Below are 12628 nucleotides of genomic sequence, written 5' to 3'. Positions count from 1 at the left end.
GCCCCGCATGAGCACCCTCACCTTCAAGGTCCTCGACCTCGACTTCCCGGCCGGCAGCAAGAACAAGACCGCCACCCTCGTCACCGGTGAGCAGGAGGCGCTGCTGGTCGACGCCGGCTTCACCCGCGCCGACGGTCACCGGCTGGCCGCCGAGCTCCTCGACTCGGGCAAGAAGCTGACCACGGTGTTCGCCAGCCATGGGGACCCGGACTTCTACTTCGGCGCCGAGGTCCTCGCCGATGCCTTCCCCGACGCCGCCTTCGTCGCCACGCCGATCGTCATCGAGCACATCCGGCACTCCTACGAGGGCAAGCTCAAGGCGTGGGAGGCCCTCGGCCCGAACCTGCCCACCCGCCTGGTCGATCTCACCCCGCTGACCGGCGGCCTCACCCTGGAGGGCCACCGCTTCGAGCTCAGGGGCGGCCCGGCCGGCCTGCCCGACCGCCACTACCTGTGGCAGGCCGAGCATCGCGCCCTCTTCGGCGGCGTCCTGCTCTTCCAGCAGGAGCACGTCTGGGTCGCCGACACCCCCACCCCCGAGCACCGCTCCGTCTGGATCGAGCTGCTGGACGAGATGGCCTCCCTGCGGCCGGAGCTGGTCGTTCCCGGCCACCGCCTGCCCGGCACGGCGGCCGACGCCTCGGCCATCACCGCCACCCGCGACTACCTCGTCGCCTTCGAGGAGGAGCTCGGCAAGGCGGCCGACGGCGCCGCGCTGACCGAGGCACTCGTCAAGCGATACCCCGACAACGGCATGCTGATCGCCGCCCAGATCGGGGCGAAGGTCGCCAAGGGCGAGATGAAGTGGGGCTGAACGTCATGACGTACGAACACACCGACTTCGCGAACTCCACGGCCCCGGCCGACGTGGTCCGCCGCCAGTACCTGGCCTCCGCGGCCGGCGACCTGGAGGCCCTGCGCGCCACCCTCGCCCCGGACGTGGAGTGGAAGGAGATGGCAGGCTTCCCTCTCGCCGGCACCTACCGCACCCCCGACGGGGTCACCTCCCACGTCATGAAGCAGCTGGGCAAGGAGTGGGACGACTGGACCGCGCACGACGACACCTATGTCGTCGAGGGGGAGAACGTCGTCGTCCTCGCCCGCTACACCGCGACCAACAAGGCCACCGGCAAGCCGATCGACGTGCGCGTCGCCCACCATTTCGTGGTCCGCGGCGGCCTGATCGTCCGCTTCGAGCAGTTCGTCGACACCGCCAAGGTTCGCGACGCCATGACGTAGTCGGGGCAGCACGTCACAGACGAACTCACACAAGCCGGGAAGACGGTGAGGTCCACCGTCGGCGACGGCACCGTCTTCCTCAACACCTCCGCCACCGATGTCAGCGGCCCGCGCGACGAAACCGTCGCCGGGACGGCGACCGGCACGGCGGAGGAAACGGCGCCCGCACGTCGCCGCAATCGCTCCCCGGCGTCTTCCTGGTCCGGCCGACGGGGGCAGCCGGGGCCGACCGTCGTCGTGCGATGAACGTCGCCGCCGCGATCAACCACGCCCTCCGGACGTACGCTCACCCGGAGACCTGGTGGCCGTACCGCACCCCCGCACCACCGCGAAAACCGTGAGAGGCCGACACGCGGCACCTTCTCCCGTGCGCCCTCACACCCACCATCACCCTCGACCGACGGGGACTTCCGCGCCGTAAGGACGCGTTCGTCAAGAAGTTTCCCAAGATGAAGGTCGACATCGTCGTCGACTTCAGCAAGAACCACGACGCCCGCGTCGGCAACCAGATCGCCGAGCATCGCGTGGTTGCCGACGTCGTCCACCTCCAGACCGTCGACGACTTCCCGCGCTGGAAGAAGGAAGGAGTGCTGCAGAAGTACAAGCCGGTCGGCTGGGACAAGGTCTTCGACCAGATCAAGGACAAGGACGGCCACTACACCGGCCTGTTCTTCTTCGCCATCTCCAACGTCACGGCCACCAAGCTCGGCGGCGACGCGCCCGTCGAGGAGGGTTCCGCGTCACGTGTCTCGCATTCAGGACAGCTGTGGTTGCGGATGCGTATGTGCGGCGGCCTCCGGCTGTCATCGGACGTCGACGGCGGGCGAGGCCGTCCGCCGGACCGCGCCAACAGAACATGAGGAAGCGCGCGGATACATCAATCCGGTACATGGACTACTCTTGGTACATGTCCATGAAGCGCACCAACGTCTATGCCGACCCCGAGGACCTGGCCATCATCAAGGAGGCCGCCAAGCGCCGAGGTATAAGCGAGGCCGAGATCATCCGCCAGGGCATCCACCTCGCTGCCATGGCGAACCGGGTCTGGGACGAGCCGCTGTTCTCGCGCACCTTCGAGGGGGCGGGGCGCACGCTGTCCAAGTCGGAGGTCCGCGACACGGTCGCCGAGGCTGTCCGGCGTGAGACCGGCTCGGGTTCCGGATCCGCCGCGTGATCATTGTCATCGCCGATACATCCGGCCTTCTGGCAGCCCTGGACTCGGCTCATCCGGAACACCGGGCGGCGAACGAGGCGATCATGGCGGCGGGCCTGCTGGTCATGTCCCCGCTTCTGCTGGCCGAACTGGATCATGTCGCCACGCGTGAGCTCGGCAGGGAGGCTGCCCTCAGTGCGGTCGACGACCTGCGGCGCTGGATGAGCCGGGGTCGTGTCGTCATGCCGGAGATCACGGAGGACCACCTGGGCGCCGCCCAGTCTGTCCGTGTCCGCTACCGCGCGTTGGACCTCGACCTCGCTGACGCGGTGAACGTGGCACTCGCCGCCGACTACGACACGGACGCGATCCTCACCCTCGACCGACGAGACTTCCGGGCCGTACGGCCGCTGGGCCACCACAAGGCGTTCCGGGTACTCCCCGACGACCTTCCGCTCTGACGCAGGACCCTCGGCGGTCAAGCGCCCGCTCCCACAAGGGGCTTGTGCACCGCCCACGACGAAGTACGTGCGGGACATCTGCGTGAAGGTGCATGCCCAATCTCGGCGTACAGGGGCACCTGCAAGCGCGGCAGCAGCTCCCCAACAAACAAGCCCCAGGCCGCTGACCTGGGGCTTCATCATGGAGCGGGTGACGAGAATCGAACTCGCGCTCTCAGCTTGGGAAGCGACGGCGCTTGCGCGGCTGCAGGGCTGCTGACCTGCACGGATTCTTCGCGTGGGTGCTGTTGCACAGGCTCGGTCGCACCGCTGTTGACCGTGGTTGTCCGCTCTTACGGGCACGGATTGGGCACGGCCTCGGCTCAGGCCGGTCGACAGCGCCCGTCTCTCCTGTGGACAGGTGGCTCGGACGCCACCTCAGGAAGGCCCACACAGGCGACGTTGCCTGCGCAATCAGGTGGTGCTGCTGTCGGCCGGGGCGAGGCTCGTTCCATTGGCGGGTGGCTGGGCCCCCGTCGGGTTCAACGGCGTCGGTGACTATGCCCCGGTACCTCCGGGTCGAGAATGATCTGTCGCCTGGCGCCAGGGAGCGGGCGCTGCAGGCCCGTGCCCGGCAGGTGGGCTCAGGCTCGCAGATAGGCCAGTACCGCCAGGACGCGACGGTGGTCGTCGGGGGCGGTTGGCGGGAGTTCGAGCTTCAGGAGGATGCTCGCGATGTGCTTGGCGACGGCTGCCTCGGTGACGACGAGGCGGCGGGCGAGCAGCTGCGTACGACATCGGGGTCGACGACCGTGGATCCGGCGGCGACGCGGGTAACGGCGTCGGCGAACTCCTAGACGTCGCCGATGCGTTCCTTGAGCAGGTAGCCCGTTCCGACGCTGTCGCGGCGGTCGTCCAGCAGTTCCTCGGCGAAGGTCTGCTCGACGTACTGGCCTTAGGACGAGGCCCGCGAGTCCGGGCTGCTCGGACTGGAGTCGGCGGGCAGCCCCCACCCCTCGTCCGTCTGGCCGGGTGGCATACGGACGTCGGTGATGACCAGGTCCGGCCGGTGTTCCCGGGCAGCGGCGAGCAGGGAAGGGCCGTCGCCCACCGCGGCGAGGACCTGGTGGCCGAAGCGCTGGAGAAGGTGGACGAGACCTTCGCGCAGGAGGACGGCGTCCTCCGCGAGCACTATGCGGAGGCGCGACCGCACGGGATCTCCGCTCTCAGCAGGGTGGGCCCGCCGGGCGGGCTGGACAGGAGCATTCTGCCGTCGGCGGCAGCGATCCTGGTGTCGCCCGGCTCAAACGCCCGTGGGCCACCCTGATCGTGCGTGAACTCCTGCGCGGCCCACACCGCTTCACCGAGCTGCGCGACTCCCTGCCCGGCATCAGCCCCCACCCCATGACCAGCAGGCTGCGCCAGTTCGAGGCCCACGGCATCGTCACCCGCACCACGTACGCGGAGATCCCCCACGGGTCCCCCCTGGTTGGCCGGGGTCTGTGTCTCGGCCGTCCGTGGCCGAGCCGGGCAGGCCGCCCGCGACACCGCGGGCGGCCTGTGGCTCATTTTCCAGTCATTGACTGCTCGTCAGCTCTGTTCGCTCGTACGGCGCCTGCGCGCGAAGTAGATCGCGGCGGTGCCGGCCGCCAGGACGGCGAGACCGGCACCGGCGAGGACGGGAGTGCTGCTCGACGCGCCGGTCTCGGCGAGATCGCCGTTGGTGGTCGGGTCGTTCGCCCCCGTGTCCGTGCCGGACCCGGGCGTGGCGGACTCGCTGGGGGCCGGGGAGTCCCCCGCGTCGGACGGGGCCGTCTCGCCGGTGGTCGGGGTCTCGCCCGCACCGGGCGTGACCGGCTCGCTGGGTGCCGGGGACTCGTCGCCACCGGGCGCGGTGCTGTCGGCGAGCACCGCGGCGAAGGCGCCTGCGATCACCTTGTGGCCGTCGGCGTTGGGGTGCGGGTCCTGCTTCGTGCACGCCCAGGTCAGCTGGCAGATCTTGGCCACGTTCGCGGGCACTTCGCCCGCGACGGGTACGTTCACCTGGGTGGTGAAGTCGTCCGAGGAGAAGGCCCCGGCCACGTCCGCCACCTTGAAGCCGGTGGACTTGAACACCTGGGTGATCCCGGTGTTGGCGGCCTTGACCAGGGGTGCCGAGTCCTTGGCGGCCTGCTGCCCTGCGGCGCCCTGCAGCCAGGCGGCCAGGAACGGGTTGTGGTACGTCGAGCCCACGAACTGGGTGTTGTCCGTGCCCGCCTGGCGCAGCGCGCCGGCGATCTGGGCGAGGTTCTTCGCCATGGCCTCGCTCCGGCTGTTCAGGCACGCCGCGTCGAGGGTGCCGGCCGGGCTGACGCAGTTGAGGAGGATGTCGTTCGCGCCCACGCTGAGGGTGACGTAGGCGACCTTGCCCTGGTGCTGGGCCATGGCCTTCAGGGCGGCGTCCAGTTGGGACTTGGCGTTCGGGTAGTCGCACTTTCCACCGCTGATCAGAGACTCGGTGGTCTCAGCGGTGCAGCCCAGGCGTATGTGCTCCAGACCGGGGGTGCGCTGCTTGAGCTGCGCGTAGAGCTGGTCGGTGTAGGCGAAGTCGGTGTCCTTGTCGACGTCCGGCTGGTAGCCGGTGGTGAGGGAGTCGCCGAGCGAGATGTAGTACGTGGTGTCCTTGCCGCCGGTCGCCTCGTCGGCGGTGGCCAGTCCGGGCGTGCTCAGCACGATCGTCATGGCGGAGACGGCCAGCAGGGGACCGAAACGCTGAGGGGATCTCATCACTTACGTGCGCTTTCCAGTGAGTTGGGGACGTGGATGCCGAAAGGTGTGACATGAAGCGTGGCCGGAAGCAGCGAAACTCAGCCGCAACGGTTTTCAGGCATCCAAAGAAAGCCTTGATGAAGGCTTGGGGGAATTTGCCTCCGTGAGCTGCGAGAACTACCCGACTTCGTCTCGGAGGCGGGCTCAATCTAGCAAGGCTGACACCGACTTGGGTATGGGAATTCGATAAAGGGACGGTCACAACGGCACGTGCAATCGTCAGAAAGGATCGACCGGCCGGGAATTGGTGACCGGACTCGTTCGTAGCCATTCGCTGAGTGATCGACTGAGTGGTGAATTCTCCGCGCGGCAGCCTGCCCACCTGCACGCACTGAACCGCCCCGGGATCAGTGGGGGTAGTAGTTGGCCTCGTGTTCGACGGGCCGAATAGTTTCGGCCGCAGAATGCAGACGCTGGAGATTGAACCGGGCGACCCCGCGGAGTTGGACAGCATGCGGCAGATCTGCTCGCCCCCGAACATCTTATTGAACTCCTCGACGATTCACGGGGTGAGGACGAGGCGGATCGGGTTGCCGGTTTTCTTCTCCAGTCGGGTGACGGCGTCGGCCGCCTCGGCCAGGGGAATGTGATCGGTGATGGAGGGCGCCAGGTCGAGCCTGCCGGCGGCGGCCAGGCGGATGAGCTGGGTCACGTGTTCGGGTCCGGAGCCGTAGTGACCGCGGATCTGGTTGCCGCGGTAGCTGAAGGACGTGCTGTCGGTGATGGTGAGCGGTTCTGGGGTGAGGCCGGCCAGGACGAGGACACCGCCGGCGCCCAGGAGCGCGGCAGCCTGCTCGCGGACCGCTGGGAAACCCGCGAAATCGAAGGCGGCGTCGAGGCCGCGGCCGCCGGTGGCCCGGCCCACCGCTTCGGCGAATCCCGGGTCGGTGGGGTCGAGTGCGAGGTCGGCGCCGAAGGCGAGGGCCCGTTCGCGGGCCTCGGGCAGCGGGTCGACGGCGATGACGGGCGCGGCGCCGGCCAGGCGGGCGAGCCGGATGCCGTGGGCGCCCAGACCGCCGGCGCCCCAGACGCCGACGCACTGCGCCGGCCGGACCGCCCCGCCCTCGATGATCGCGGCATACGGGGTGGAGACCGCGTCGGGGATGATGGCGGCCTGGTCGAAGGGCAGGTGGTCGGGGATGGGGGCGAGGGTGTCCTCCCGGGCGACGGCGTACTCGGCCCAGCCGCCGTCGTAGTCGACGCCGCGCGTGAGCGGCCGTGGACAGGGGGAGCGGCGCATGCAGTCGGCGCACGCTCCACACGACTGGCCGGCCTGCAGGGCGACGCGCATGCCGGGGGCCCAGTCCCCCAACAGGTCGGGGCCCAGCGCGTGGATGACGCCCGCGACCTCGTGGCCGAGGGTGACCGCGCCCGAACGGGTGACCGCCTCGACAGGAAAGGCAGGGGTGAGGCTGCCGTCGATCAGATGGACGTCGGACAGGCACACTCCGGCGGCCCTGACCTCGATCAGCACCTCTCCGGGACCGGGGACGGGAACGGGGACCTCTTCGACCGCGAAGGTGCGGGTGTCCAGGTGGAGGCGTCCGGCCAGCATGGTGGTGGACATGATGCGAACCTCGGTTTCTGAAAGGGGATGGATCTCCGGGAAGGGGAGGGGCGGGCGACCGCTGACCGGTGTCACCGTCGACCGGTGCTCGAGTCCTCCGATCGGAGCAGGGTGTTGAGGTTGGCCATGGAAGTGCGCATGCCGGCGCGCATCGCGGGCTGCTGTATGGAGTCGAGGAGCAGGCCCAGTGGACCGAGGCCGATGGTGTACTCGACCTGGTAGAGCATCTCGGTCGCGTCCCGGCCGTCCGGGCTTTGGACCGGGTGGAACTCGAAGGTGTTGGTGACGTCCTGGAGCGGGGCGAAGCCGGTGCCGGTGTCGACGCGGCGCTTGAGGGGTTCGATCTCCCTGACGGTCCAGACCGAGTCGGTCTTGAGGGGGCCGAGGGTGCGGTTGCGCTCGGCGTAGGTCTTGCCGACGGTGGCGACGCCGTGGTGGTCGGTGACCTCGATGGCTCCGGCGACCCACTCGGCGTACCGGTCGGTGCGGGAGATGACGTCCCACACCCGCCCGAGGGGGGCGTCGATGATGGCGGTCTCGGTGACGACGTAGCGGTTCATAGGTGGTTTCCCTTTCTTGTCGGGTGCCTCTTGCGCTCAGTCCCGGTCGAGGACTGCGGCGGCCGCCGTCCCGCCGGAGCGGACCGCGCCGTCCATGTAGCCGTTCCAGTAGGGGGAGAACTCGGCGCCCGCCCAGTGCACGCGGCCGTGGGGGCGGCCCATCCACTGGCCGAAGTCGCTGAGCACGCCGGGGGCGGCGACGGAGGTGGGGCCGCCCTGGGTCCACTGCTCGGCGGTCCAGTCCTGCTCGACGTAGTCGATGGTGTCGAAGGCACGGTCCCCGACGACCTGGGCGAAGCAGCGCAGCACGGCTCCGCGGCGTTCGGCGGCCGGGCGGTGGGCCCACTTGCGCCATTCCTTGCCACCGAGGAAGCCCATGAGCACGCCGGGTCCGCCGTCGGGCGGGGTGTTGTCGAACATCTCGCGGATGGGGGAGCCGCCGCGCAGCAGTCCCATGCCGGACAGTCCGTCCTCGCGCCAGAACGGCTTGTCGTAGACGGCCACGCACTTCATCAGGGTGCCGAACGGCAGCCGCTGGAAGAGCTGGTCCTGCTGTGCGGGCAGGAGCGGGTCCCACACGATCCGCGAGGCCACCAGTGGCGGTACGGCGACGATGACCCGCTCGGCCCGCCAGTCGCCGGCGTCGCAGACCACGGTGACGCCGGTGGGGTCCTGGCTGATGCGCCGCACCGGCGCCGACAGGTGGACGCGGCCGTCGAGTTCCTCGGCGAGGCGCTGGGCGACCAGTTGTGAGCCGCCGACGAAACGGCTGTCCTGGGCGCCGCCGGTGGTGCCGGTGCCGCGTTCCATGGTGCCGGGGTGCGTCTCGTTGCCGAAGGTGGACACGTACCAGAGGCTGAACAGGGCGGAGGCGTCGCGGGCTTCGCCGCCGTAGGCGGAGTTGAGGAAGAGGTTGATCATGTCGACGGCGTCGCCGGTGATCTCGGCCTTGCGCAGCCAGGTCTCGTAGGTCATGCCGTCCAGTTCGCGGGCGTCGGGGGTCTGCCATGGGGCGGCCGGGTCCACCTTGGCCGCGGCCTGGCCGATGCGGGCCAGGGCGATGCCCATGTCAGGCAGGGCGAACAGGTCCGGCGGGGTGTGACCCGTGAACCGCTTGGCCTTGCCGTCGTTGACGTAGACGGTCTCGCCGGGGACGGCGGCCTGGTAGGTGGCCACGCCGACCTCCTTGGCCAGCGCCAGGATGTGGTCCTGGGTGGGGCCGACGAACTGCCCGCCGATCTCCGTCACTTGGCCGTCGCCGAGGTGGTGGTTGAGCAGTCGGCCGCCGACCCGGTCGCGGGCCTCCAGCACGGCCACCGACTTGCCCGCCGCGACGAGTTCCCGCGCCGCCGTCAGACCGGCCAGCCCCGCACCGACCACCACCACATCGGTGGTGCGGCTTCCGCGGTGGTCTGCGGCCGCAGTGCTCTGTGTATCGGTCATGATCTTTCCTTTGGTCACTGATGCAAGGCTTTGGTCATGTGATGTGCAGAGTGCGTGCCGACGGGGGTCAGCCGGCCCAGACGTCCTCGACGTACGTGCCGGACTCCGTCATGGCGGTCAGCCATGCGGCGGCCTCGTCGGCGTCGGCTCCGGTCTGCTCGCGGTAGACGGCCTGGAGCGCTGCGCGTACGCCGGGGGCCATGCGGCGCCCGTCGCCGCAGACGTACACCCGTCCTCCGGCCTGCAGGACCGACCAGACCTCGGCACTTTCCTTGGCGATGCGGTCCTGGACGAAGCGGACGCCGTCCTCGGGGGCGTGGCTGAAGACGGGGCGCAGGCTGACGGCTCCGGCGTCCTCGGCCGTCCGGAGTTCCTCGCGGTGGAGGAAGTCGACGTCCGGGTGGTCGCAGCCGAAGTAGCACAGCAGTGTCCCGGTCGCCTTGCCGTGCAGCCGGTCGAGGACGCCGCCGCGGAAGGGTGCCACTCCGGTGCCCGCGCTGATCAGGATCACGGGGACGGCCGGGTCCTGCGGCAGACGGAAGGCTTCGCTACAGGGGAGCACCCGCGCCTGGAGGGTGTCGCCCGTGCTGACGGTCTGCAGGTAGTGGGAGGCGATGCCGTGGAAGGTGCCCTCGCCGCCGCGGTGCGGGGCTTTGAGGAGCGACACCATCAGGTCCACCTCGCCGGGCGTGGCCGCGGCGGACGAGGAGATCGAGTAGTGCCGTGGCCGCAGGACGGGCAGCAGTTCCAGGAAGTGCTCGAACGGCAGCTCGCAGGCGCGGTAGCGCTCCAGCAGGTCCAGGAGGCTGCACCCGGCGTCGGTGACCCGCTCGCGGAAGACGTCGGGCTGCGCCTCGGCGAGTTCCGCCAGGGGACGGCGCTCGGGCGGGCAGGCGGTGTGCTCGGCGAGTACGGCGACCTGCTCCCGGGTTGCGGCGTCCTGCAGCTCCACGAAGTCCGTGAGCAGTTGACGCAGAGTCAGCGGACGGTCGACGGGCAGGGCGTTGCGGCTCCGGCGGCGTGCCTTCAGCCGTACGGTGCGGTCCAGGTCAAGGCCGAAGCGGTCGGCGACCCGCTGCACGAGGGCGGCCGGGTTGCGCGGGAGCACCGCGAGGTGGTCGCCGGTGCGGTAGGTGACGCCGTCGGGCAACCGCAGCCGGATGAAGCGCTTGGAGCGGCCGAGCGGGTGGTCCATGTCGACCAGTTCGTAGGCGTCCAGCACCTCCATGGGCTGTACGCCGTGCCGTGCCGCGAGCGGTCCGGTGACCGACTGAGTGGCGTCCTGAAGCTCGTACAGCCCCTGGTCGGCGTCGGCTTCGCCGCTGTGTCCGGTCGGTTCGGCGCCGGGCTGCACCGGGCTTCCGTACCTCTCCAGCAGGGTGTTCCACAGGTCGCCGGTCCACCGGTCGACGGTGCCGGCGAAGTCCCCCGCGGCGTCGGCGGCGCCACGCTCCAGCAGGGGCGTCGCACCGGCGGCGGCGAGCCGCTCGTCGATGAGCGTCGGGATGCGCTGGTAGGTGGCGGCCCAGTTGCGGTCGCCGACGCCGAGCACCGCGTACTCGACGCCGTCGAGCGAGCCGGGCTCCAACTCGTCCAGCCATGACACGAACCGGGCGGCGTCGTCGGTGGGCCTGCCGTTGTAGGAGGCGGCGACGATCACCACCGGGCCGCCGGTGCCGGTGAGTTCGCCCACGGCGTCGTCGAGGGAGGCGATGGCACTGGCGAAGCCGTGCTCGTCGCCGTCCACGGCGAGGTCGGCGGCTATGCCGGAGCAGGTCCCGAGATTGGAACCGTGCAGCACGGTCAATGTCGTACCGGCCGCACGGCGGGCGGCGGGCCGCGCTTGCTCAGCGGGTGTGCTGATGGCGGCGGTGGGCAGGCGGCGCTCGCCGCTGTCGCGTCGGGCCAGGTTCAGGGTGAAGTTGTCGGGCTTGAGGGTGAGGGACTGCTTGATCTTGAGCTGGTAGTCGGTGTGGTCGATCAGGCGGAACCGGTGCACCAGCAGGGCGAGGACGAGCGTCGCCTCGTGCAGCGCGAACTGGCGGCCGATGCAGGCCCGTTCGCCGTTGCCGAACGGCTTGAACAGGTGGACCGGGCGTGCGGCCTCCCGCTCGGCCGAGAACCGCTCCGGGTCGAACAGCTCGACGTTGTCCCCCCAGGCGGGATCCCGGTGCAGCTGAGGGACCAGCACCATCAGCGACTCGCCCTGGCGCACGGCGTACTTGCCGCCGATGACCGTGTCGGCCAGGGGCTCGACCGCGTACGCCGGCGCCGTGGGCCACAGCCGCAGGCTCTCGCTGAGGATCTGGCGGACGTAGGTGAGCTTGCCGATGTCCGCGTACTGCGGGTCGGGGTCGGCCGCATCGCCCCACAGGGCGTCCACTTCCGCCTGGGCGCGGGCCAGTACCTCGGGGTGCTTGGTCAGGTAGTACAGCGCGAACGACAGCAGGCCACTGGTGGTCTCATGGCCGGCGATGAGGAACGTGATCGCCTGGTAGCGGATGTTGACGTCGTCCAGGGGCTCACCGGTGACCTGGTCGCGGGTGTGCAGCATCCGGCCCAGCAGGTCGTCGGTGCTCTGGTCGCCGTCCGCCCTGCGCCGCCGGATCACATCGTCGACCAGGTCCTTCATCAGGGTGACGTCGTTGCGGAACTGCTCCGCCTTCTTCCACTGGAACAACTCGGATCCGGGGATGGACTCGCCCTTGGCCTGAGCGAAGTCCAGTGCCCTCGCAAGCGCCGTGATGAAGGGATGCGGCTGATCGCGGCGGAAGGATTCGAAGTCGTAGCCGAAGCCGCACAGTCCGATCGTGTCGAAGGTCAGCCGGGTCATGTCGGCGGCCACGTCCACCGGAAGCTCCCCGGCCGCCCGGTCCCACTTGGCGATCAGCTCCCGGGCGACCTTGAGCATCGTCGCGTGGTAGCCCCGCATCGCGCCCAGGGAGAACGCCGGCATCAGGACGTCGTGCGCCTTGCGCCAGTTGGGCTCGTCGCCGTAGGCGGTGAACAGACCGTCCCCGCCGATCTCCCGCAGGATCACGAGATCGGGGTGGACGTTCTTACGGAACCGGCTCTCGTCCGCCAGTTCGGAGACGAGATCCAGGCCGGAGACGAAGTTGATCTCGGTGCCGAAGATCCGGAGCTTGAACAGCGGCCCCAGCTCCTTGGCCTCCTTCATGACATAGGCGAGCCCTTCGGCCCCGCCGGGGACGTCGAGCGCATGCCCGATCAGGGGAAGAGCCGGGCGCTCGGGGATCGGCTCGGTTTCGGAGAGAGGCGCATGGGACATGGGCGTGCCTTTCGATCACGGCTGGCAAGCGATGGCTTTCAATCTACAGGCAGACATTGTCGGGTGACAATGTCGATTGACTGGGTTGTTGGACATAGTCGCGTGAAGGAACTGTGTGTGGACCGGTGG

11 protein-coding genes and 2 pseudogenes are annotated in these 12628 nt (G+C 69.6%); 7 read left to right on the top strand and 6 right to left on the bottom strand.

Going from position 1 to position 12628, the window contains the following annotated elements; genetic code table 11:
• Positions 1-7: 7 nt before the first annotated feature.
• The 6 genes from IM697_RS43965 to IM697_RS43940 all read left to right on the top strand — a co-directional run bounded on the left by IM697_RS43965 (position 8) and on the right by IM697_RS43940 (position 2853).
• The gene (locus tag IM697_RS43965; RefSeq protein WP_194043269.1) at positions 8-814 is read left to right on the top strand and encodes an MBL fold metallo-hydrolase; all 807 of its coding nucleotides are present in this window, start codon (positions 8-10) and stop codon (positions 812-814) included.
• Between the two features lie 5 nt (positions 815-819).
• Positions 820-1239, top strand: a complete 420-nt coding sequence (locus IM697_RS43960; protein ID WP_194043267.1) for a nuclear transport factor 2 family protein — start codon at positions 820-822, stop codon at positions 1237-1239.
• Between the two features lie 45 nt (positions 1240-1284).
• Positions 1285-1485 (top strand): hypothetical protein, encoded by a 201-nt coding sequence (locus IM697_RS43955; RefSeq protein ID WP_194043265.1) that lies wholly within the window; start codon positions 1285-1287, stop codon positions 1483-1485.
• Positions 1486-1688: 203 nt separating this feature from the next.
• A complete protein-coding gene (locus tag IM697_RS43950; protein ID WP_228044425.1) occupies positions 1689-2099 on the top strand; it encodes a type 2 periplasmic-binding domain-containing protein in 411 nt (136 codons plus the stop codon).
• Between the two features lie 47 nt (positions 2100-2146).
• Complete coding sequence (locus IM697_RS43945) at positions 2147-2413, top strand: ribbon-helix-helix domain-containing protein (protein ID WP_194043263.1); 267 nt, start codon at positions 2147-2149, stop codon at positions 2411-2413.
• Complete coding sequence (locus IM697_RS43940) at positions 2410-2853, top strand: PIN domain-containing protein (RefSeq protein ID WP_194043261.1); 444 nt, start codon at positions 2410-2412, stop codon at positions 2851-2853. The genes IM697_RS43945 and IM697_RS43940 overlap by 4 nt, the downstream gene beginning before the upstream one ends.
• Before the next feature lie 623 nt (positions 2854-3476).
• Here the strand turns inward: IM697_RS43940 and IM697_RS43935 are convergent.
• Positions 3477-4024: pseudogene (locus IM697_RS43935) on the bottom strand (response regulator).
• Between the two features lie 137 nt (positions 4025-4161).
• On the opposite strand from IM697_RS43935, the pseudogene IM697_RS45640 reads away from it, so the two are divergent.
• Positions 4162-4248, top strand: a pseudogene (locus IM697_RS45640) (winged helix-turn-helix transcriptional regulator); the annotation flags it as partial.
• A 174-nt stretch (positions 4249-4422) separates the two neighbouring features.
• Here the strand turns inward: IM697_RS45640 and IM697_RS43925 are convergent.
• The 5 genes from IM697_RS43925 to IM697_RS43905 all read right to left on the bottom strand — a co-directional run bounded on the left by IM697_RS43925 (position 4423) and on the right by IM697_RS43905 (position 12499).
• Positions 4423-5553 (bottom strand): SGNH/GDSL hydrolase family protein, encoded by a 1131-nt coding sequence (locus tag IM697_RS43925; RefSeq protein WP_194050141.1) that lies wholly within the window; start codon positions 5551-5553, stop codon positions 4423-4425.
• Between the two features lie 589 nt (positions 5554-6142).
• Positions 6143-7207 (bottom strand): zinc-binding dehydrogenase, encoded by a 1065-nt coding sequence (locus IM697_RS43920; RefSeq protein WP_194043252.1) that lies wholly within the window; start codon positions 7205-7207, stop codon positions 6143-6145.
• A 71-nt stretch (positions 7208-7278) separates the two neighbouring features.
• A complete protein-coding gene (locus tag IM697_RS43915; RefSeq protein WP_194043251.1) occupies positions 7279-7767 on the bottom strand; it encodes an SRPBCC family protein in 489 nt (162 codons plus the stop codon).
• Between the two features lie 36 nt (positions 7768-7803).
• Positions 7804-9210 (bottom strand): flavin monoamine oxidase family protein, encoded by a 1407-nt coding sequence (locus IM697_RS43910; RefSeq protein ID WP_194043249.1) that lies wholly within the window; start codon positions 9208-9210, stop codon positions 7804-7806.
• 67 nt (positions 9211-9277) lie between these two features.
• Positions 9278-12499, bottom strand: a complete 3222-nt coding sequence (locus IM697_RS43905) for a bifunctional cytochrome P450/NADPH--P450 reductase (RefSeq protein WP_194043246.1) — start codon at positions 12497-12499, stop codon at positions 9278-9280.
• Between the last annotated feature and the right edge of the window lie 129 nt (positions 12500-12628).

It is taken from the genome of Streptomyces ferrugineus (assembly GCF_015160855.1).
Taxonomy (GTDB): Bacteria; Actinomycetota; Actinomycetes; order Streptomycetales; family Streptomycetaceae; genus Streptomyces; species Streptomyces ferrugineus.
This window is presented reverse-complemented; position numbering and strand designations above follow the sequence as displayed.

Bases quoted from the DNA above. Each gene is read 5' to 3' on its own strand.
- IM697_RS43910 (WP_194043249.1), bottom strand. From the start codon at position 9,210: ATGACCGATACACAGAGCACTGCGGCCGCAGACCACCGCGGAAGCCGC.
- IM697_RS43965 (WP_194043269.1), top strand. From the start codon at position 8: ATGAGCACCCTCACCTTCAAGGTCCTCGACCTCGACTTCCCGGCCGGC.
- IM697_RS43950 (WP_228044425.1), top strand. From the start codon at position 1,689: ATGAAGGTCGACATCGTCGTCGACTTCAGCAAGAACCACGACGCCCGC.
- IM697_RS43905 (WP_194043246.1), bottom strand. From the start codon at position 12,499: ATGTCCCATGCGCCTCTCTCCGAAACCGAGCCGATCCCCGAGCGCCCG.
- IM697_RS43925 (WP_194050141.1), bottom strand. From the start codon at position 5,553: ATGACGATCGTGCTGAGCACGCCCGGACTGGCCACCGCCGACGAGGCG.
- IM697_RS43945 (WP_194043263.1), top strand. From the start codon at position 2,147: ATGTCCATGAAGCGCACCAACGTCTATGCCGACCCCGAGGACCTGGCC.
- IM697_RS43915 (WP_194043251.1), bottom strand. From the start codon at position 7,767: ATGAACCGCTACGTCGTCACCGAGACCGCCATCATCGACGCCCCCCTC.
- IM697_RS43960 (WP_194043267.1), top strand. From the start codon at position 820: ATGACGTACGAACACACCGACTTCGCGAACTCCACGGCCCCGGCCGAC.
- IM697_RS43920 (WP_194043252.1), bottom strand. From the start codon at position 7,207: ATGTCCACCACCATGCTGGCCGGACGCCTCCACCTGGACACCCGCACC.